At 70.8% G+C, this 20,735-nt stretch carries 17 protein-coding genes and 1 pseudogene; 4 read left to right on the top strand and 14 right to left on the bottom strand.

All coding sequences use genetic code 11. The features are described from left to right. Positions 1-4 precede the first annotated feature (4 nt). From JCR33_RS09295 to phnA, 11 genes are all read right to left on the bottom strand, one after another. Positions 5-1,624 carry a cytochrome ubiquinol oxidase subunit I gene (locus tag JCR33_RS09295; RefSeq protein WP_198881787.1) on the bottom strand — a complete coding sequence of 540 codons (1,620 nt, stop codon included), beginning with the start codon at positions 1,622-1,624 and terminating at the stop codon, positions 5-7. A 107-nt stretch (positions 1,625-1,731) separates the two neighbouring features. After that, positions 1,732-3,342, bottom strand: a complete 1,611-nt coding sequence (locus tag JCR33_RS09290) for an amino acid ABC transporter ATP-binding/permease protein (RefSeq protein ID WP_198881786.1) — start codon at positions 3,340-3,342, stop codon at positions 1,732-1,734. After that, entirely contained in the window at positions 3,339-5,006 is a 1,668-nt protein-coding gene (locus tag JCR33_RS09285) for an ABC transporter ATP-binding protein/permease (protein ID WP_198881785.1), read from the bottom strand. The genes JCR33_RS09290 and JCR33_RS09285 overlap by 4 nt, the downstream gene beginning before the upstream one ends. Further along, complete coding sequence (locus JCR33_RS09280) at positions 5,003-5,725, bottom strand: Crp/Fnr family transcriptional regulator (RefSeq protein ID WP_198881784.1); 723 nt, start codon at positions 5,723-5,725, stop codon at positions 5,003-5,005. Before JCR33_RS09280 ends, JCR33_RS09285 begins: the two co-directional genes overlap by 4 nt. Before the next feature lie 57 nt (positions 5,726-5,782). Beyond that, a complete protein-coding gene (locus JCR33_RS09275; protein WP_198881783.1) occupies positions 5,783-6,997 on the bottom strand; it encodes a TsoY family (seleno)protein in 1,215 nt (404 codons plus the stop codon). Positions 6,998-7,096: 99 nt separating this feature from the next. Beyond that, complete coding sequence (locus JCR33_RS09270) at positions 7,097-8,710, bottom strand: dipeptide ABC transporter ATP-binding protein (RefSeq protein ID WP_198881782.1); 1,614 nt, start codon at positions 8,708-8,710, stop codon at positions 7,097-7,099. Further along, entirely contained in the window at positions 8,707-9,618 is a 912-nt protein-coding gene (locus tag JCR33_RS09265) for an ABC transporter permease (RefSeq protein ID WP_198881781.1), read from the bottom strand. Before JCR33_RS09265 ends, JCR33_RS09270 begins: the two co-directional genes overlap by 4 nt. Then, complete coding sequence (locus JCR33_RS09260) at positions 9,618-10,487, bottom strand: ABC transporter permease (RefSeq protein WP_198881780.1); 870 nt, start codon at positions 10,485-10,487, stop codon at positions 9,618-9,620. The genes JCR33_RS09265 and JCR33_RS09260 overlap by 1 nt, the downstream gene beginning before the upstream one ends. Before the next feature lie 6 nt (positions 10,488-10,493). Continuing rightward, a complete protein-coding gene (locus JCR33_RS09255) occupies positions 10,494-12,047 on the bottom strand; it encodes an ABC transporter substrate-binding protein (RefSeq protein ID WP_198881779.1) in 1,554 nt (517 codons plus the stop codon). Further along, entirely contained in the window at positions 12,044-13,315 is a 1,272-nt protein-coding gene (locus JCR33_RS09250) for an alkaline phosphatase family protein (protein WP_198881778.1), read from the bottom strand. The genes JCR33_RS09255 and JCR33_RS09250 overlap by 4 nt, the downstream gene beginning before the upstream one ends. A 2-nt stretch (positions 13,316-13,317) precedes the next feature. Then, positions 13,318-14,586: a phosphonoacetate hydrolase gene (gene phnA, locus JCR33_RS09245; protein WP_198881777.1), complete on the bottom strand. Its 1,269-nt coding sequence runs from the start codon at positions 14,584-14,586 to the stop codon at positions 13,318-13,320. A 147-nt stretch (positions 14,587-14,733) separates the two neighbouring features. Here phnA and JCR33_RS09240 point away from each other — a divergent pair, with 147 nt between their 5' ends. Then, positions 14,734-15,654, top strand: a complete 921-nt coding sequence (locus JCR33_RS09240; RefSeq protein WP_269751166.1) for a LysR family transcriptional regulator — start codon at positions 14,734-14,736, stop codon at positions 15,652-15,654. Between the two features lie 155 nt (positions 15,655-15,809). Here the strand turns inward: JCR33_RS09240 and ppa are convergent, their stop codons facing one another. Next, a complete protein-coding gene (ppa, locus tag JCR33_RS09235) occupies positions 15,810-16,346 on the bottom strand; it encodes an inorganic diphosphatase (protein ID WP_198881775.1) in 537 nt (178 codons plus the stop codon). Between the two features lie 195 nt (positions 16,347-16,541). Further along, positions 16,542-17,348, bottom strand: a complete 807-nt coding sequence (locus JCR33_RS09230) for a hypothetical protein (protein ID WP_198881774.1) — start codon at positions 17,346-17,348, stop codon at positions 16,542-16,544. Between the two features lie 277 nt (positions 17,349-17,625). On the opposite strand from JCR33_RS09230, the gene JCR33_RS09225 reads away from it, so the two are divergent. The 3 genes from JCR33_RS09225 (at position 17,626) to JCR33_RS09215 (ending at position 20,567) form a co-directional block, all read left to right on the top strand. After that, positions 17,626-19,140, top strand: a complete 1,515-nt coding sequence (locus JCR33_RS09225) for a UxaA family hydrolase (RefSeq protein WP_198881773.1) — start codon at positions 17,626-17,628, stop codon at positions 19,138-19,140. Between the two features lie 145 nt (positions 19,141-19,285). Continuing rightward, on the top strand, positions 19,286-19,597 hold the full coding sequence (locus tag JCR33_RS24930) for a YegP family protein (RefSeq protein ID WP_198881772.1): 312 nt from the start codon (positions 19,286-19,288) through the stop codon (positions 19,595-19,597). A 7-nt stretch (positions 19,598-19,604) separates the two neighbouring features. Further along, entirely contained in the window at positions 19,605-20,567 is a 963-nt protein-coding gene (locus tag JCR33_RS09215) for an NAD(P)H-dependent flavin oxidoreductase (RefSeq protein WP_232372471.1), read from the top strand. 21 nt (positions 20,568-20,588) lie between these two features. Here the strand turns inward: JCR33_RS09215 and JCR33_RS25695 are convergent. Next, positions 20,589-20,735 (bottom strand): annotated as a pseudogene (locus JCR33_RS25695) (IS110 family transposase); the annotation flags it as partial.

The following is a 20,735-nucleotide window of genomic DNA, read 5'->3' as shown; positions in this document are numbered from 1 at the left end:
GGTCTTACTCCGCGGGCATCAGGCCGACGGGGCCGTCGGTGGCACCGGGCTTGGCCGTGAGGCGCGCTGTGTGGCTGGCATTCCAGGCGTCGACCGCGTCCACGTCCTGGTAGGGGCCCTTGCGGATGAACTTCACCATCAGCCCCATCTCCACCACGAAGAGGACGGTGTAGAAGGTGACGAAGCCGGCAAGGGTGAGGAAGAGATCCTCGACGGAGAGGTGGCTCACCGACAGCGCGGTCGGCAGCACACCGTCGACCGTCCACGGCTGCCGCCCGAACTCGGCGACGAACCAGCCGAGCTCCGCCGCGAGCCAGGGCGTGGGGATCGCCGCGACGGCCGCCACCAGCGCCCAGCGCGGGTAGGTCCCGCCGCGGAAGGAGGAGCGCCAGAAGAAGTAGGCCATCACCCCGATGAAGGCGAAGCCGAGCGCCACCATCACGCGGAATGCCCAGAACAACGGCCAGACGGTGGGCACCGTGTCGTTCGCCGCCTGCGCGATCATCGCGTCCGTCGCCTGGCGCGGATCATCGATGTAGCGCCGCAGCAGGAAGGCGTAGCCGAGATCGCCACCGTGTGCCTCGAAGGTGTCGCGCACCGCCTGCGGGGTCGCGTCGCGCTCCTGGCGGATCGTCATCAGCGCGTCGTAGGCGAGGATGCCGGAGCGGATCCGCCTCTCCGATTCGGCCTCGAGCTCGTTGATGCCGGGGATGTCCTGGGTGAGCGAGCGCGTGGCGATGAGGCCCATCACGTAGGGGATGTGGATCGCGTAGTGCGTCTCGCGCGCTTTCGTGTCGGGAAAGCCGAAGAGGGTGAAGGACGCGGGAGCGGGCTCGGTCTCCCACATGCCTTCGATGGCGGCGAGCTTCATGCGCTGGTTATGCGTCGCCTCGTAGCCCGACTCGTCACCGAGCACGACCACCGAAAGGGCCGAGGCGAGGCCGAACGACGCCGCCACCGTGATGGAGCGGCGAGCGAGCTCGCTGTGCCGTTTCTGCAGGAGGTAGAGGGCGGACACGCCGAGCACGAACACCGAGGCGGTGACGTAGCCCGCCGACACGGTGTGGACGAACTTCGCCTGCGCCACCTCGTTGAACATGACCTCGAAGAAGGAGGTCATCTCCATGCGCATCGTGTCGGGGTTGAAGGCGGCGCCGACCGGGTTCTGCATCCAGCCGTTCGCGATGAGGATCCAGAGCGCCGACAGGTTGGAGCCGATCGCGACGAGCCAGGTGACCGTGAGATGCCCCCGTTTCGACAGCCGGTCCCAGCCGAAGAAGAACAGCCCGACGAACGTCGCCTCGAGGAAGAAGGCCATCAGCCCCTCGATCGCCAGCGGCGCGCCGAAAATGTCTCCGACGTAGTGGCTGTAGTACGACCAGTTCATGCCGAACTGGAATTCCATCGTTATCCCGGTCGCGACGCCGAGGACGAAGTTAATTCCGAACAACGTGCCCCAGAACTTCGTCATCTGTCGCCAGACCGGCCGGCCCGTCATGACGTAGACGGTTTCCATGATCGCGACGATGACCGATAGACCGAGCGTCAGCGGCACGAACAGGAAGTGATACATTGCTGTCATTGCAAATTGCAGGCGTGACAGCTCGACGAGATCGAGCTCCATTCTTAACTCCTTCGCTCATGGATCGGCAGACGTGCCGAGCCCCGAGTCCATGCCGCCGATCAACGACCCCTGTTAGCGCGGCATGGACGTCCGGACGGTGACTAAGGTCACAAACGAAGGAAAAGAGTTCGGTCAAAAAGAGGGTGATCGTAAGCCCTGTGCAAGGCAGCGAGGATGGCCGCATCGGGCAGGAGCTGCCGCACGCCGGCGAGGGCGCGGGCGGCGGCATCGTCGTCGAGACCCTCGGTCGGCTCGTCGAGAAGCAGGATTCGCGGCCGTTTGAGCAGCGCACGCGCGAGGGTGAGGCGCCGGGCCTGACCGCCCGAAAGCCCAGAGCCAGCCTCGCCGAGGCGCAGATCGAGCCCGCCGCGATGCTCGATCTCGCCGGCGAGACCGATCGCCGCAAGCACCCGCCAGAGCTCCGCATCGTCGGCGTCGGCCGCGAGGCGGAGATTGTCGCGCACGGTCCCGGCGATGAGAGCGCTCCGTTGAGGCACCAAAGTCAGGACATGTCGTAGGGCCTCGTCGGGCCATGCCGCGACATCGCGCCCCATGATGCGAATGTCGATCGCACCGGCCGGGAGGAGGCCGGCGATCATCAGGAGCAGCGTCGTCTTGCCGGCGCCGCTCGGCGCGCGGATCGCGACGGCCTCTCCCGCCTCGAGGGCGAGGTCGAGCTGCGGTCCGTCGACCCTAAGCGCCGGGCCTTGCGCGAGGGTCGGCGCCTCACCGAACACCGGCCGCGCCTCCCCGCCAGCCACCGCCACGATTCGCGTCGCCGCGCTCGTCATGCGGCCGAGCTCGGCGAAGCCGCGGCGCAGCGGCATCAGCGTTTCCGTCAGCGCGATCGCCACGAAGATGCCGATGGCGGCGATCGCCGCCCCCGCCTCGCCGCGCGCGACGAGAAACCCGCCCGCAAGGATGGCGAGACCGGTGACGAGGGTCGCGACGAGCGACAGCCGAAAGCCGGCCCGCCGCTCGATGGTGTCGAGTTCGGCGGCGGCCCGGCGGGCGGCCCCGTCGACGGCGAGAAGCTCCGTCTCCCGCGCCATCAGGCGGCCGTAGGCGATCAGCGATTCGCGGTCGCGGAGGGCGTCGATCACGCCGCGCCGCAACGCCTGGGTGTCGTCTTCGGCCGCGCGCGAGGGGCCGAGGCTCGCCGCACCGAGCCGCCAGAGGATCACGGCGACCGGCGGCACCGTGCCGAGGAGGACGGCCGCGGCGACGAGCCAGCCCGCCAGCATGCCGAGCACGAGGAAGGCCACGACGTAGGTCACGAGCGCGGCGAGCCCCGGCAGGAGGAGACGCAGCACCACCCCGTCGAGCGCGTCGACGTCGGCGACGATGCGGGTTAGCGCCGTCTCCGCCCGCAGCTGGGCGAGGACCCGGGCGCCCTGGCCCGCGAGCCGGCGCAAAAGGTCCACCCGCAGCGCCGCGAGAGCCTTGAGCGTCGCGTCGTGGGTCAGGATCCGCTCGCCATAGCGCGCCGCGGTGCGGCCGAGCGCCAGGAAGCGCACCCCGGCGGACGGCCGGAAGACGTCGAACGCGATGCCGGCGCCGGCGAGGCCCGCGAGCCCCGTCGCGGTGATGAACCAGCCGGAGAGGCCGAGGAGCGCCGCTCCCATGAGGAGCACCACCACCGAGAGCGCGGCCCCTCGCGCCATCGCCCACGGGGCGGCGGCGAGGACGAGGCGGACGATCGAGCCAAGCGCCCTCATGCCGGCAGCCTGACGGTGCGCTCGAGCGCGGCGACGAGCGCCGGGTCGTGCGTCGCGACGAGCAGCGCTCGCCCCTCGTCCCGCAAGGCGAGGAGCGCGTCGATGACCTGCCGCGCCGTCTCCGCGTCGAGGTCGGCGGTGGGCTCGTCGGCGAGCACGAGGTCGCCGCCCGCCATCACCGCGCGCGCCACGGCGAGCCGGCGCGCCTCGCCACCGGAGACGCCGCCGCCGGTCTCGCCGAGGCGGGCGTCGAGCCCTCCGGGCAGCCGGGCGACGACGTCGCGAGCCCGAGCGAGGTCGAGCGCCGGCCACGGGTCGGCGCCGGTGCCCCGCGGGTCGAGGAAGGCGGCGAGCGGCTCGGCGGCGAAATGGAGGCGCTGCGGCACCACGGCGAGGCGCGCGCGCCAGGCGTCGGCATTGGCGTCGCCGAGCGGGGCGCCGCACACCTCGAGCCGACCCGACGCGAGCGGCACGAGGCCGGCGACGGCGGCGAGCGTCGTCGACTTGCCCGACCCGCTCGGCCCGGAAAGGACGACCGCCTCGCCGGCCGAGAGGTCGAGCCGTGGCAGGCGCACGGCGAGCCCCGGAAGGGCGGCGACCGCATCGTCCAGGCGCACGCGGAGCGGCCCCGCCATCGGCGCGGCGGGCACGGCCCTGCCGATGAGCGGCACCCGCGGCGCCTCGTCGAGCGCGATCAGCTCCTCGGCGACGGCGAGACCCGCCGCCCGATCGTGCCAGGCGGCGGCGAGGTCGCGCATCGGCTGGAAGAATTCCGGCGCGATGAGCAGCAGGAACAGGCCCTCGGCGAGCGTCAGCGGCGTACCCCACGCCCCGAAGCCGATCACGCCGAGCAGCGAGAAGCCGACGAACACCGCCACCATCGCGACGCCGATCGCGGCGAAGAGTTCGAGCACCGTGGAGGACAGGAAGGCGATGCGCAGCACCGCCATGGTACGCTCGCGCAACCCCTCGGCGCGGGCCGCGAAGTCCGCCGCCGCCCGCTCGCTGGCGCCGAGCAGGCGGATGTCGGTGAGCGCCGCGAGGCGGTCGATGAGCATGTCGTTCATCGAGCCGATCTCCTCCATCTGCCGCCGCGAGGCCTCCGACGCCGCCATACCGACGAGCGCCATGAACACCGGGATGAGCGGCCCCGCCACGAGGAAGATCAGCGCCACCGCCCACGAGAGCCAGAGGGTCAGGAGGAGGAGGACGAGGGGAACGACGCGCACCCGCGTCATCGCCGTGGTGTAGCGCGTGATGAAGGGCTGGATCATCGGGAGCTTCTGCGTCGCGAGGGCGGCGACGGCGGCCGATCCCATCGGCCCGGTCGCCCGCGCCTCCCGCGTCAGGAGCGTGGCGCGCTCCCGTTCGACGACCCGATCGGCCGCCGCGAAGGCGTCCGCGCCCGCGAGGCGCTCCAGCGCGGCCCGCACCGCGCCGCCGGCGACGAAGCCGAGGGCGCCGAGCGCGGTGCGCCCGAGGTCGGTCGCCCCCTCCACCCAGCCCGCGACGATCCAGGCGAGCACGGCCGCCTGCAGCGGCCACATCAGCCCGGCGGCGACGGAGAGATAGGCGGATCGGCGCAGCTCGGCGGCGACGGGCCCCAAGATGCGGTCCGTCGTCTGCTTGCGCACCTCGCGCGGCGGGGCCGTGGTCTCCGTCATCGCGGCGCGTCGTCGGCGCGTGCCGGGCTCTTGCGGCCGGTGCCTTCACCTTGCATCGGCGCGGCGCTCCACTGGTGATGACCCCGCGCGAGGCGGGAGAGCGCGGCCGCTCCCGTAACGATGATGATGCCTCGCGACTGCACGATCCACCCCCGGTCCGCAAACAACCGCAGCCGCCGCGTGACCACCTCCCGCGCCGTGACGAGGTCGGCGGCGAGGCGTTGGTGGGTGGTGCGGATGCCGTTTCGATCCGGTTGAGCCAGTAACCAGTCGGCGAGGCGGGCGTCGATGCCCTCTTTTGCCGCGCCGCCCGCTCGGGCGAAGATGAAGGGCAGCCGCCGCGCGTGGTCGCTGAAGAGCGCCGCGCGAAACACCTCCGAGCGCAGAAGCAGCGCCTCGAAGCGTGCCGCGTCGAGCACGACGCAGTGCACCCGTGTCAGCGCCCGCCCCGTCCCCGCGACGGCGATGCGGCCGAGGAGCGCCGCCGTCAGCGGTAGGCAGTCCTCTCCGCCGGTGATGCGGCATGCGGCGAACGGCGTGCCGGCGCCGAGCTCGCGAAAGCGCACGCCGATCCGCCCCGAGACGAGATAGACGAACGCGTCCGGCACCCCGTCGAAGCGGAAGACGATATCGCCCTCCGCCGCCACCAGCTCGCGGCCCCCGGCGACACGCAGGGCCTGGCGCAGAGCACCACGCCCCTCTCGCTGCGGTTGGTTCATGGCGCCTCGTCCAACCCTCCGCTTCGGGCGCGAGGCGCGCGGCGAACCGGCATCACTTCAGTTTGCCGCCGTGGCCGGCACCGGCACCGGCGACGCCATGAAATGGCGCCGGTGGAGAACCACGAAAAGCCAGATCATCGCGAGCTGGGCCGCCAGCGCCACGGCGCCGAGCGCCCAGTAGGCGACGCCGAACTTCGTCACGACGCCGGCCGCGACGAGGCCCTTGTTGATCCAGAAGTGGAGCATCACCGACAGCGCCACGCCCGGGCAAATGAGAGCGTAGGCGCCGGCCGACGTCTCGCTGCCGAAGACGAAGCGCTTCAGGTAGCCGGTCGCCCGCAGGATGGTCATCCCGAACAGGAGGAACAGGACCTCCAGGGAGAGCAGGCGGCTGAGGAGCACAAGCATGTCGCCCGCCGTGCCGTGGCTCGCGAAATGCACGTGGAGGCCGTGTCCCTGCCGCATCGCGAGGATGCCGAGGACGGTGGTGATCGGGACGACGATCAGCAGCGTCGGCGCCTGCTCGACGGCGACGCCGTGCTCCATCATCGCGCGCACGCCGAGCACGAGGCCGACGAGCGCGATCACCACCGCCGCGACCATGAAGAACGTCGACAGCACGATCGAGATGCCCGCCGTCGACAGCGTCGCCGACATCGCGCCGGGTGCCGCGAGCCCCACCCCGATCATCGCGAAGGTGAAGGCGGGCAGGAGCTGGGCGAAGGAGTTGTTGGTTCGGCAGTCGAAGCCACCGGAGCCGATGACGCGGCCGAGAAAGCGCCCGACCTGCCGCAGCGCCAGCCCGCCGATCAGCGCGAAGGCCGCGATCGCCAGCGGGAACAGCACCTCGACCACGCTCCAGAGGCCCGGCACGAAGACGAGGCCGAGGATGAAGCCGACATTCACCGACATCGCGAGCGCGAGCGGCATCGCCATCAGCTGCGTCTCGGCGTTCGAGGCGAGGAGGCTCGCCCCCCTCTCGGAGCGGGTGAAGGCCGGCACACGGCGCAGATTCCAGACGAGGAGACCGAGGTTGAACGCGCCGAAGACCGCGATGCCGGCCATGGCGAGGGCAACCATCGCGATCGTCACGACATCGGCCGAGCCGAGGTGGGACGCGATGTCCTCGACCACCGGAACGGCGCGCCCCGGATGGGGCACCCAGAACATGAGATACATGAAGAAGCTGACCGCGAGGCCGCCCGCCCCGACCGAGGCGAGGAAATAGAGCGGCGACCACGTATCAACCGCTCGTGCGTGCGTGTTGGGCATGGAAGTCCTCCATCGTTGATGGGGATTTATGCCGCGAAACCGATCCGCCTCACGGTGACAAGGTCACCATCTCTCGCGCCGATCTCGTGCGCCGATCCGTCAGGCGGTGGCGCGGCGCTCTTCCGTCGCGATGTCGGCCGCATGCACCAGCGGGCGGGCGTGGGCGAGAAGGCGGCGGGTCTCCTCGTGCCGGTCCGGCGCGCCGAGCGTCGCGGCGGTGCAGCGGTCGACCACCTCACCCTGGTGCATCACCACGATCTCGTCGGCGATCCAGCGCACCACCTCGATGTCGTGGCCGATGAACACCATCGCGAAGCCGCGCTCGCGCTGGAGACGCGCGAGGAGCGCCAGGATCTCCGCCTGCACCGTCATGTCGAGTGCGGACACGACCTCGTCGCAGATGAGGATCTTCGGATCGCACAGGAGCGCGCGGGCGATGCACACCCGCTGCCGCTGGCCGCCGGAGAGCTGATGGGGGAAGCGGGCCGCCATCGCCGGGGAAAGGCCGACCTCGCGGAGCGCCCGGGCGACCGCCTCGTCGAGCCCGTCGAGCCGGCCCGCAAGGCGCAGCGGCTCGGCGAGCGCGCGGGCGACCGTGAGGCGCGGATTGAGCGCGCCTTGCGGGTTCTGGAAGACGAACTGCACGGCGCGCCGCTCGCGCCGCGGCAACGTCGCGTCGAGAGGCGTGAGCGCCGCGCCGAGGAGACGGACCGTGCCGGCGCTCGGCGGCTGCATGGCGGCGAGCGCCTGGGCGAACGTGCTCTTGCCGGACCCGGAGCGGCCGAGAACGCCGAGCGTGCGCCCCGCCCGTAGCGTCGCGCTCACGTCGTGGAGCACCCGCGTCGGCGGCGCGAAGAGGCGGCGGGCGGGATAGTCCACAGCGAGGCCGTCGACGCTCGCGAGCACCGGAGCCTCGCCACTCGCCGCCGTCGGCCGCGCCTCGGCGAGCAGGCGCCGTGCCGCGACGAGCTCCCGCGTATAGTCCTCGCGCGGCGCCGAGAGGACCGAGGCCGCCGCCCCGGTCTCGACGACGCGGCCGCGACGCATCACCATGATCGCGTCCGCGTCGGCCGCGAGGCCGAGGTCGTGGCTGATGAAGAGCAGCGCCATCCCCCGCTCGCGCCGCAGCCGGGACAGGAGGCCGACGATCTCGCCGGTGGTGGTGGTGTCGAGGGCGCTCGTCGGCTCGTCCGCCACCAGGAGGTCGGGGCTTCCGGCGAGCGCCATCGCGATCATCACGCGCTGCTGCTGGCCGCCCGAGAGCTGGTGCGGGTAGCGGTGGGCGAGCTCGGGGCCGAGCTCCACCTCGCGCAGGAGCGCGGCGATGCGGCGCTGCCGCTCGCGCGCCGGCACCCCGACGCGGCCGAGCGCCTCGGCGAGCTGGCTCGCGACCCGCATGAACGGGTTGAGCGAGTTCATCGGGTCCTGGAACACCATGCCGATGCGGGTGCCGCGCAGGGCGCGCATGGCGCGATCCTCCTCGAGAGGCAGGCGCACGCCGTCGAAACGCACCTCGGCGCCCGCCTCGCAGTGAAGCCCCGGCGGCAGGAGGCCGGTGACGGCGAGGGCCAAGGTGGACTTGCCCGATCCCGATTCGCCCACCACCGCGAGCGTCTCCCCGGCCCGGAGGTCGAAGGTCACGGCCTCCACGATCATGGTCTCGTCGGCGTAGACCGTCAGGTCGCGGACGCTGAGGAGCGGGCTGTCGGTCATCGGGCGAGCCTCGGGTCGACGGCGTGGTGGATGATGTCGATCACGGCGTTGATCACCACGAGGGCGACGGCGACCACGGTGATGGCCGCCTGCACCACCGGATAGTCGCGGCCATGGATCGCGTTGAGCATCAGGCTGCCGAGCCCCGGCAGGCCGAACAGGATCTCCATGGTGAGCGTTCCCGCCACGAGCCCGGCGAGGACGAGGCCGGAGAGGGCGAGCGCCACCGGCAAGGCCGTCGGCAAGAGGTGGAAGACGGCGATGCGCGGTCGGCCCAGCCCCTTCGCCCGCGCAGTCCGCACGTGGGCCGACGTCGTCGCCTCGCGCAGCTCTTCGAGGAGCGGCTTGCCGATCTGCCCGGCATTGTCGATACCGATGATGACGATGGGCATCGCCAGCGCCCCGATCACCGGCAGCCAGCCGAGCCACACCGAAAAGACGAGGATCGCCACGACGCCGACGCAGAAGGTCGGCAGCGCGATCGACCAGACATTGACGAGGTTGACGGTGAGGGCGAGGACGCGGTTGCCGGTGACCGCCGCCGACACCGCGAGCCCCATCGCAAGCAGCAGGCCCACCACGAAGGAGCCCGCCGCGAGGGTCAGCGTGGTGGGAAGGGCGGTGGCGAGCATGTCGGCCACCGGCCGGCCGTAGCGCAGCGACTGGCCGAAGTCGCCGGCGAGGGCGTGTGCGGACCAGGTGAGGAGATCGACGAGGATCGGCTGATCGAGCCCCATCTCGTGGCGCAGCGCGGTTTCCTCGGCGCTCGTGAGGCCGCCTTCGAGGGCGAGCCGGTCCACCGCGTCGCCCGGCGCGATGCGGCAGAGAAGGAACACGATCACCACGATGCCGGCCGCCTGCGCCGCCATGCGCAGGAGGGCGAGGAGGATCCTGCTGAGCTGCGCCATCACGCCCCTCCGCTTGCTGTGCGGCGTCCGGCGCGCAGCGGGTCGATGCGCTCGCGCAGCGCGTCGCCGAGCACGAGGAGGCTCACCGTCAGCATGACGAGCGCCAGGATCGGCGCGAGGATCGCGTGCGGCGCCACCTCCAGATAACGGCTCGCGTCGGAGATCATCCGCCCCCATGTCGGCGCATCGGGCGAGGAGCCGAGGCCGAGGAAGGAGAGGACCGACTCCGTCACGATGCAGCGCGGCAGGATGATCGCCGCCTGGGTGACGAGGCTGCCGAGGAGGTTCGGCACGATGTGGAGGCGCAGCACGTGGAGGCGCCCGCCGCCGAAGAGGCGCGCGACGCGCACATAGTCCTGCGCCGCCTCGCGCTTGTACGTCGCGCGCGCGACATAGGCGAAGAAGGGGGCGTAGGAGATGCCGAGGGCGAGCGTCACCGGCCCCGTCCCCTCCCCCACCGCGACGATGACGAGGAGGGCGAGGAGAATGCCCGGCACCGCGCGCACGAGGTCGATGAAGGCGAACACGGCGATCTCGCCCCACCGCCCCAGCGCCATGCCGAGGAGGCCGGCCGCACCGCCGAGGAGAAAGGCGATGAGGGTGCCGCCGACGCCCACGGCGAGCGTCTGCCGCGCGCCCATGACGAGGCGGGAGAAGACGTCGCGCCCGATGTGGTCGGAGCCGAGGACATGGTCGGCGCCGGGCGCGGCGTTGAGGTGGAAGAGGTCCTGATCGAACGGGTCGTGGGTGGCGATCCACGGCCCGAACAGGGCGACGAGCACGATAGCGAGAACGATCGCCCCCGCGATGCGGGGCGCGACCCGGCCGCCGGTCTCCCGGCGGCCGTCTGCCTTCATCGCGAGGGCCATCGCGCCTCAGTCCTCGATGAGGAAGGTTTGGGCGATGCCGCCACTCACCCAGTTCGGCGACCAGGTGAAGCCCGGCTCGTAGCCCTTCACCGCCTCGCGCATGGCGATGGCGTTGGGCGCATGACCGAGGACCATGAAGTAGTCGTTGTCGAGCACCCGCTGGAACGCCTCGCTGTAAAGCGTCTTGCGCGCCGCCTCGTCGGTCTCGGCGACGGCGGCCTTGATCAGCCGGTCGAGCTCGGCGTCCTGGATACCGCCCCACAGGACCGGGTTCGGGCCGTCGCTCATCAGCCGCACGTAGCGCAGGAAGATGTCGGCGCGCGGGCCGGACGCCATCACCGCGACGTCCCAGTCATACTGGCCGAGGCGGTTCTGGGCGCCGAGATCGTCGAGCGCGGAGTGCTTCACGTTGAAGCCGGCCTGGCGCAGCATCTGCACCACGACCTGCGGGTAGTTCTCCTGCCAGGAGACGAGGTCGATGGTGATCTCGGACGGGTCGACGCCGGCCTCCTCGAGCAGCGCCTTGGTCTTCTCAAGATCCGCCTGCGGATAGGCGTCGGCCGCCGCGATCGCCTCGTCGAAGTAGACGTGGCCCGGCATCACCATCTGGTTGGAGAGGACGCCGGTCTCGGGCGCGAGGAAGTTCATGAACGCCTGCTTGTCGATGGCGTGCATGACCGCCTCGCGGACCTTCGGATCGTCGAAGGGCGGGCGCGGGCTGCGGTTGTTGAAGGACACGAAATACCAGGTGGAGTCCTTCAGCGTCGAGGTGCGGATCGCCGGGTCCTGGGCGAGGCGGCGGGCCACGTCGCGCCCGACATTGACGATGTCGAGGTCGCCGGCGCGCAACGCGTTGGCCTTGTCGATGTCTTCGCGCAGGTTCACTTCGACGGCGGAAAGGTAGGGCAGGTCCTCGCCGCGCCAGTAGTGCGCGAAGGCCGGGGCGGTGAGGCTCACCTGCGGCTTCCATTCGCCGAACATGAAGGGACCGGTGCCGATCGGCGTCTCGATGGTCGCATCCCAGCCTTTCGAGGCCGGCGAGACGATCCACAGCTCCGACATGAGGTTCACGAGCGGCGCGTAGGGCTCGCTCATGGTGAGGACGACGGTGCGCGGGTCGGTGGCCTCGACGCTCTCGACGAGCTTCATCGCCGAGGCGAGCCAGCCGCCCGTCACGTTGTTGCGCACGCGCTCGATGTTGGCGACCACCGCGTCGGCGTCGAGCGGGTCGCCGTTGTGGAAGGTCACGCCGTCGCGCAGGGTGAAGGTGTAGGTTTTGCCGTCCTCCGACACGTCCCAGCGCTCGGCGAGGAAGGGCTCGACGCGGCCGTCCGGACCGATCGAGGTGAGCGCCTCGACATAGAGCTGCTGCACGGCGATGGAGCCGGTGTGGCGGTGCGGATCGGAGGTGTCGAGGCCGAGGGTGGCGTAGTTGAGGACGCCACCGTGGTTCGGCGCGGCGTCCTGCGCGGCGGCGAGGGGAGCGGACGCGAGGAGCGCCGCCGCGGCGGTGCCGATCATCATCTGCCGGCGATCGAGGCGGACGAAGGGCTTCGTCATGACCGTTGTTCTCCGTGGAGTTCCAGAGGGGCGTGAAGATCCCGCCCATCGAGGTCCGCGTGGGGGACACCGAGATGGGTCAGAATGGTGGGGGCGAGGTCGACGATGGACGTCGCGTCGGTGCGCTCCTCGCCGGCGGAAAAGCCGCGACCGCGGATCATGAGGACGGGCGACTGCTCGAAGCGGCCGAGCCCGCCGTGCTGGCCGCAGCCGAGGCGGTCCGCCTTGCCGGCCGCCGGCCGCGCCGCGACGCTGACGCCCGGCACCCCGAACGCGTTCGTCGCGTCGCTCGCCGCCATCGACACGGCGATCGCGAGACCCGCATTCGGCGCCTGTCCGACCTCGGCGAGGCGGTCGCCGGAAAACACCGCCCCGACCCAGGGCGTGCCGCGCAACGCCCGCTCGACGGCGGGGATGCTCTCGGCCCGGTCGGGGTGCACGTAGATCAGCGCGCCGGTGCCGTTGGGCGCCACGACGATGTCGTCGGCGCCTTTCGTCTTCAGCCCCTCCGCCACCAGGAAGGCGTCGATGTCGATGACGTTGCCGACGGTCTGGTGGCCGTGGTCGGAGCCGACGACGAGGAGGGTGTCCTCGTCCCGCTCCGACACCGCGGCGATGACGCGGCCGGCGATCGCATCCGCCGCCTTCAGGGTGGCGAGATGGTCGGGCGAACCGAGCGGCACGGCGTGCTGGGTGGTGTCGGGCTCCGACAGCCAGAGCACCGCGAGCGCCGCCTCGCCCGCCACCGCCTCGGCGACGAAGCGGTCGGCCATCGCGCGGTCGCCATCGATGCCGAGGGCGATGTCGAGCGGCTTCGCCACCGCTCGCAACCCCGGCCCGCGCGAGCCGGCGCGGTGATAAACGGTGCCGAACCCGTCGGGATCGTGGGCGTAGGCCGCGCCGGGCGAGACGTTGTTGAACACCACCGCCCCGCCGCGGTCGGCGAGCCGCTCGGCCATCGTCGGGCGCTCCAGCGTCACCCCCGTCAGGCGGCGCTTGGTGGGGAAGAATTCCGGCTTGCCGACGTCGTGGAGGCCGAGCCGACCGTCCGCCATCAGCGCCACCGTGTTGCCGCAGAGACCGTTGCGCGCCGGGTGGCACCCCGTGGCGAAGGCGGCGGACACCACCCGCGTCGCCGACGGGAACACCGAGCGGTGGGCGGTGAAGCGCGTCGCCTCTTCGGCGAAGCGGACGAGGTTCGGCGTCGTCTCGGACGACACGAGGTCCCGCCGCAGCCCGTCGAGGATGATGACGATCGCGCGCGCCATGGTCAGAGCACCCCGTTCAGCGCGAAGTCGAAGATGTCGTAGTTGCGCAGGGCGCCGCCGGCGGCCTTCGCCCGATAGGCCGGGGTGAGCGGGCGGGAGAGGATGAACGGCACCGTCTGCTCGGCGAGGCCGCCATGGGAGCGCAGCCGGACCCCCGCGAGCGCGCTGAGGTCGTGGTCGGCGACATGCGCGCCGAGGGCGACGCCGGGCGCGGCGATCGCCACCACGTCGCCCTCGCGATCGGGCGGCATGTCGAACCGCGCGGCCGCCTCTTCGCCGCTCATCGCCTCCGCCACGCCGTCGATCGCGGCGACCGCGGCGAGCACCGGCGCCACGGCGAGCTCGGGGTCCGTCACGTGGACGCGGACGAAGCCGCCGAGCGCGCCGTGGTGGCGGACGAAGGGGTCGGTGATCGGGCAGATGACGCGGGTGCGGCCGGCGCCGAAGGCCGCGTCGAGCACATCGGCGACGTAGGCGATGCGCGCGGTGCCGCTGTCGTCGGCCATGTCGTTCATGCCGTGATCGGCGACGATGCCCACTGTCGCCCCTGCCGCGAGCAGCGCGCCGACCCGCTCGTCGACCGCCGCCATGAAGGCGTTCGCCTCGGGCGTGCCCGGCGCATGGGCGTGCTGCACGAGGTCGGAGAGCGAGAGATAGGCGACGTCCACCCGCTGCCCGGCGACGAGGCGCACGCCGGCGTCGAGCACGAAGAGCGAGAGGTCCGGGTGGTAGGGCGCCGGCGTCGGGCGGCCGACGAGGCGGGTCGCGTCCTCGATGCCGTTCGCCGCGAGCGTGGCCGCGTCGGCCCGCTCGGCGGAGAAGGCGATGCCGCGGAGGTCCTTGGCGAGCGCCTTGAGGAGCTTGTCCTTCGCCGTGATCGCGGCGACGCGCACGCCCTTGTCGGCGAGGGCGGCGAGGATGGTGCCGGCGCGCATCCCTTCGGCGTCGACCATCATGATCTCGCGGCCGCTCGCGGCGTCGAGATAGTAGTTGCCGGAGATGCCGTGCACGCTCGGCGGCGCACCGCAGACGATCGACACGTTGTTGGGGTTGGTGAAGGTCGGCATCGCGGCGAGCGCGGTCGTGGCGAAGCCCTCGTCGATCATCCGCGACAGATGCGGCACGATGCCCGCCGCCCGAGCCGCCGCCACGTACGCCGGATCGCATCCGTCGTAGCAGATCACCGCGGTGGGGCGGTGCGGCAGGAGGTAGGTGCGACCGTTCACGGTGCACGCCTCGACGGTGGACTCGGCTTCGGATCGAACGGACATCGGGCCTCCCGTTATCAAACCGCCATGTGCCTGATGTATAAAGAGAATTACCAGGGACACGACATGCTTTCGCGACGCTCATCGGGATATCGTCAAGTCGAACCGCACACAATCGAATTAAATTCCATTGTTGTGAGATGAATTCACATGACAAAACGACGACTACCGCCGGTAAAATCTCTGATTGCTCTTGAAGGAGTGGTGAGAACGGGGAGCGTTTCGGCTGCAGCTCAAGAATTAGCCGTGACACATGGCGCCGTCAGCAAGCAAATCGCGCACCTAGAGGAGTGGATGGGGCGGCCGATGTTTGGCGAGCGCCGGCGCGGCATGATCGCGACCGCGGCCGGCGAGCGTCTCGCCGCGGCGGTGGGCGAGGCGCTCACCCTCATCGAGCGGGCGCTCGAGGAGGTGGGCGTGCAGGAGTGCCAGGCCGTCTTGACCGTAGCCGCCCCCGCGACCTTCGCCATGCGCTGGCTGATTCCGTGCCTGCCGGCGCTGGAGGTTGCCGGCGGCGACGTCGGCATCCGCGTGCGCCCGACGCACACCACCGAGGACTGGGATGCGCTCGACTGCGACCTCGTCGTGCGTCGGCTGGAGACGCTGCCGGAGCGGCTCTCCCCACGTCCGCTCTTCGTGGAGGAGCTCGGGTTGCTCGTGCCCCCCTCGCTCGCCGAGACGATGGACGCGCGCACCCTCCCCTTCGTCGACGCGGCGACGCGCACCGGCGAGCTGTCGCGCTGGTGCCGCCACGCCTTCGGCGAGATGCCGGCACGTCCGCCGAAGGTCTATCCGCACTTCTACGTGGCGCTGGAGGCGGCATTGGCCGGCCGCGGGGCGATCGTCGGCCCGGTGCAGATCCTGCGGCCGCAGCTCGAGACCGGCGCCCTCGTCGAGCCATGGGCGGCGCTGCGCGTGCCCGGCGCCCGCTACAGCGTCGGCGTCAACCCGGACGGCCGGCACCCCGACGCCGCGAACGCTCTCGCCACCGCCATGGTGCGCCACTGGCGCCTGATGGCTGGCGGGCCGGCCGCCGCGCTCGACGGTCTCGGCGATCCTCGATCGATCTGAAGCACCGGCTCCGGCGGCCGTGCCGGGCGATCGGCCTCAGCGGGCCGTCGCATGGCGACGATGGCCGGCTCGAACGGCCACCGTGTGTCGTCTTGGGAAACGCCGATGCCCCGGCTCTCCCATCGGCCCCCTCGTGGGTCCGAGCGGGCCCGCGATCAGGCCTTGCTCGCCTTGGCGCGCTCGATGGCTTGGAGAAACATCTTCTTCGCTTCGTTCTCGTCGCCCCAACCGGTCACCTTCACCCACTTGTTGGGCTCGAGGTCCTTGTAGTGCTGAAAGAAGTGCTCGATCTGCTGCAGCGTGATCGCCGGCACATCGGAGTAGGTCTTCAGCTTCTCGTAGCGCAGCGTGAGCTTGCTCACGGGGACCGCGAGGATCTTCTCGTCGGACCCGCTCTCGTCCTCCATGTGGAGAACGCCGATCGGGCGCGCGTTCATCACCGCGCCGGGCACGATGGGGCGGGTGCTCGCGATGAGCACGTCCATCGGATCGCCGTCTTCCGACAGGGTGTGCGGCACGAAGCCGTAGTTCACCGGAAAGCGCATCGGCGTGTAGAGGAAGCGGTCGACCCAGAGTGCGCCCGACTCCTTGTCGAGCTCGTACTTGATGGGCTCGCCGCCGACAGGCACTTCGATCACGACGTTGAAGTCTTCCGGCGGGTTGGTCCCGATCGGGATGGCGTCGAGGCGCATGGCTCAATTCCTCTTTCTCCCCGCCCGGCGGCGGCGACGGTCCGTATAGAAGGGGCGTCATTGCCCGCGGCAGGCATGAAATCAAGGTTTCTTTTCTTGCACTGCGGCATAGCGCCCAAAAGCCGATGCGCGAGCGCCGGGACACCCCTTGCGGGGTGCCCCGGCGGCAACCTCGGGGGCGACGCCCCGTCCGTGTCAGATCTGGCTGAGCAGGCGGCAAAGGGACGCGAGGTCGGCTTCATAGATCCGCGGGTTCGCCAGAATGGAGCGGCAGCGGCGCTTCAGCGCCTGAACCTCGGCTTCGGACATCCGGCCGATCCGGGCGTTGAGCTCGGCGACGTCGATCGTGCCGCTCGTGCCCGAGCCTGCCGTTCCGGCGCCGGCTCCGCCGGTGCTCCCGACCCCGCCGGTGCTGCCGACGGTCGCTCCGGTACCGCCGGTCGACCCGGTAGAACCGGTGGAGCCGCCGCCCACGGTGGCGCCGACATTCACGTCGGCGACGGAGCCACCGCCGACCGTCGCGCCGACGCTCGTATCGGCGACCGAGCCACCGCCCAACGTCGCACCGACATCGGCGTCGGCGACCGAGCCGCCCCCACCGACCGTTGCGCCGGCATTCGCGTCGGCGACGGAGCCGCCCCCGACCGTCGCGCCGGCATTCGTGTCGGCCACGGAGCCGCCACCGACCGTTGCGCCGGCGTTCGTGTCGGCCACGGAGCCGCCCCCGCCAACCGTCGCGCCGGCATTCGCATCGGCGACGGAGCCGCCGCCGCCCACCGTCGCACCGACGTCGGCATCGGCGACCGAACCGCCGCCAACACTTGCGGAGACGTCCGCGTCGGCAACCGATCCGCCGCCGACACTCGCCGAAACGTCGGCATCGGCCACGGACCCGCCGCCGCCGCCGACAGACACCTGCGCCGCGGCCGGCGCGACGAGGGCGGTACTCGACATCATGGCGGCGAGCAGTAAAGCTCGCGCGCCAACCCATTCACTACGCATCATTTCACTCCCTAGTCTGCAGCCTCCGCAGCAACTTGACGCCGTTCTTTCGACTGCCTTCGAACAATCGCCGACAACACCCTAGAGTTTCATCGATCATTCGTCTTTTTCTTCGGAAGGCTCACCAGAGCATCGCATCTGACCGCTGAATCAAATCCATTAACAGACATATGAAATAAGAATAGGAGCAGCTTAAAAGAGATCGAGACACCCCGTGCGTTCACGCCTGCGATGCCATATGGTGGGTCGCATGCCGACAACGGGATAAAAGAAGACCATGGGAGTAGATCGAGTTTTCGTTCGCCTCGATGCCTCGGACGACGTGGTGACCGCCACGCGGCCGCTCGAAGCCGGAACCACCATCGAGGACGTCGCCACGCTGAGTCTGGTCCCGCGCGGCCACAAGATCGCGACGCGCACCATCAAGACCGGCGAGCCGGTGAAGAAGTACGCTCAGATCATCGGCTACGCGAGCGAGACCATCCCGGCGGGCGCCCACGTGCACGATCACAACCTCGCCTTCCGGGCGACGGACGTGGAATACACCTTCGGCACCAACCTGCGCCCCGCGCCCGCGCCGACGGCGGCCGACACCTTCATGGGCTACCGGCGCGACAGCGGTCGCATCGGGACGCGCAACTATATCGGCCTCCTCACCAGCGTGAACTGCTCGGCGACGGCGGCCCACAAGATCGCCGCCCACTTCACGCCCGAGCGCCTCGCCGCCTACCCCAACGTCGACGGCGTGGTGGCGTTCGCCCACGGCACCGGCTGCGGCATGGCCGGCTCGGGAGACGGGTTCGCCGCCCTCCAGCGCGTCATGTGGGGCTACGCCCGCCACCCGAACCTCGCCGGCGTGGTGATGGTGGGTCTCGGCTGCGAGATGAACCAGATCGACTGGCTCCTCGAAGCCTACGGCCTCAAGCAAGGGCCGCTCTTCGCCACCATGAACATCCAGGACGTCGCCGGGCTGAAGCGGACGGTGGACGCCGGCATCGCCAAGGTGGAGGCGATGCTGCCCATCGCCAACGAGGCGCGGCGCGAGCCCTGCCCCGCCTCCGCCCTCACCGTGGCGCTGCAGTGCGGCGGCTCGGACGCCTGGTCGGGCATCACCGCCAACCCGGCGCTCGGCTACGCGTGCGACCTTCTCGTCGGCCAAGGCGGCACCGGCGTGCTCGCCGAGACGCCGGAGATCTACGGCGCCGAGCACCTTCTCGCCGAGCGCGCGGCGACGCCGCAGGTGGGCAAGAAGCTCATCGAGCGCATCCGCTGGTGGGAGGACTACGTGGCCCGCAACAAGGGCTCCATGGACAACAACCCCTCCCCCGGCAACAAGCGCGGCGGCCTCACCACCATCCTCGAGAAGTCGCTGGGTGCGGCGGCGAAGGGCGGCACCACCCCCCTGACCGGCGTCTACGAGTACGGCGACGAGGTGCGCACGCCGGGCTTCGCCTTCATGGACTCGCCGGGCTATGACCCCGCCTCGGTCACCGGCCAGATCGCGTCGGGCTGCAACGTGGTGGTGTTCACCACCGGCCGCGGCTCCGCCTTCGGCTCCAAGCCCGCGCCGACCATCAAGGTGGCGACCACGTCGGAGCTCGCCACCAAGATGAACGAGGACATGGACGTCGACGCCGGCCCCATCCTCTCCGGCGACAAGACGGTGGAGGAGGTCGGCCGGCACATCTACGAGCGCATTCTCGCGGTCGCGTCGGGCGAGGCCACCAAGTCCGAAGCCCAGGGGCTCGGCGACCACGAGTTCGTACCCTGGCAGATCGGCGCGGTGATGTAGCGGCTTGGTTCCGGCACGACTTGCCCCGTCCAAGCCGTGCCGGACGCCCGAAAAGGCGGCACCGTCATGCCTGCCTTTGCATCAAGTGCTTGCATCGAGTACCAAAATCCCGCCATTCTGATCTGCTCAGGGAAGGAAGGCGGCGATGGCAAAGAAGAAAGACTCGGTCGAGATCTATCAGGACAAGCGTGGCGAATGGCGGTGGCGCATGACGAGCCCCGAGGGCCAGATCGTCGGCGCCGCGTGCGAGGGCTATAAGGACAAGGGCGACTGCGAAGCCAACGCGAGCCGCGGCAAGAACGCCAAGGACAAGTGGGAATTCTACGAGGACAAGACCGGTCATTGGCGGTGGCGCCGGACGGCCTCCAACGGCAAGATCGTCGGTGCCGCCGCCACCGGCTTCCCCTCGCGGGACGATGCCGAGGCCAACGCCACGCGCCAGGGATACGCCGGCTGACGCCGCAATGATCGCGACCCGCCTGACGGAGCGCTTCGGCCTCACGGCGCCGATCGTGTCGGCGCCGATGGCGATGGTGTCGGGCGGCCGGCTCGCGGCCGCGGTCACCGCCGCCGGCGGGCTGGGCCTCATCGGCGGCGGCTACGCCGATCCCCGCTTCGTCGAGGACGCCTTTCGCGACGCCGGCAACGCGGCCGTCGGCGTCGGCTTCATCACCTGGCGGCTCGATGGTGACGACACCGCCCTCGCCGAGGCGCTGGCGCACCGGCCGCGGGCGGTGATGCTCTCCTTCGGCGATCCCGCGCCCTACGCCGAGCGGATCCGCGCGGCCGGCGCCGCGCTGATCTGCCAGGTCCAGACCGTCGCCGCGGCCCGTGCCGTGCATGCCGCCGGCGCCGACGTGATCGTGGCGCAAGGCACCGAAGCCGGTGGCCACGGCGCGGCGCGCGCTACCATGACGCTGGTGCCTGAAGTTCGCGACGCGGTGGGCGCGGAACCGCTGCTCCTCGCCGCCGGCGGCATCGCCGACGGCCGAGGGCTCGCCGCCGCCCTCGCCCTCGGCGCCGACGGGGCCCTCGTCGGCACCCGCTTCTGGGCGAGCGAGGAGGCGCTCAGCCACCCCCGCCACCGCGCGGCCGCCCTCGCCACCACGGGTGACGGCACCGTCCGCCAGCGGGCCACCGACATCGCCCGCCTGTTCGACTGGCCGGCCGAGTTCACCGCCCGCGTGCTCGACAACGCCTTCGTCCGCCGCTGGGAGGGCGACCCCGAAGGCCATCGCGCCGTCGCCGCGCGCGAGGCCGAGGCCTACGCCGCCGCCTTTCGCGACGGCGATCCCGACAACGTGGGCGTCTTCGTCGGCGAGGCGGTGGGCCTCATCGCCGACGCCCCGCCCGCCGCGCAGATCCTCCAGCGCATGGTGCGCGAAGCCGAAGCGGTCATCTCCGGCCTCGGGCAGAAGCGACGCTAGCCGCTAGAGTATCCGTCTTTTTCAATCGGCTTTCTCGGTCCAAAGGCGGCCATCGCGCAGGAGGGCGTTTGCGAGGATGAGGAGCTTCCTCATCAGTGCGGTGAGGGCCACTTTGGGCGGCTTTCCCGCGCTGATAAGGCGCTGGTAGACCACCTTGAGGTCAGGGTT

This window comes from Acuticoccus mangrovi (assembly GCF_016411865.1).
In the GTDB taxonomy this organism is placed as follows: Bacteria; Pseudomonadota; Alphaproteobacteria; order Rhizobiales; family Amorphaceae; genus Acuticoccus; species Acuticoccus mangrovi.
This window is presented reverse-complemented; position numbering and strand designations above follow the sequence as displayed.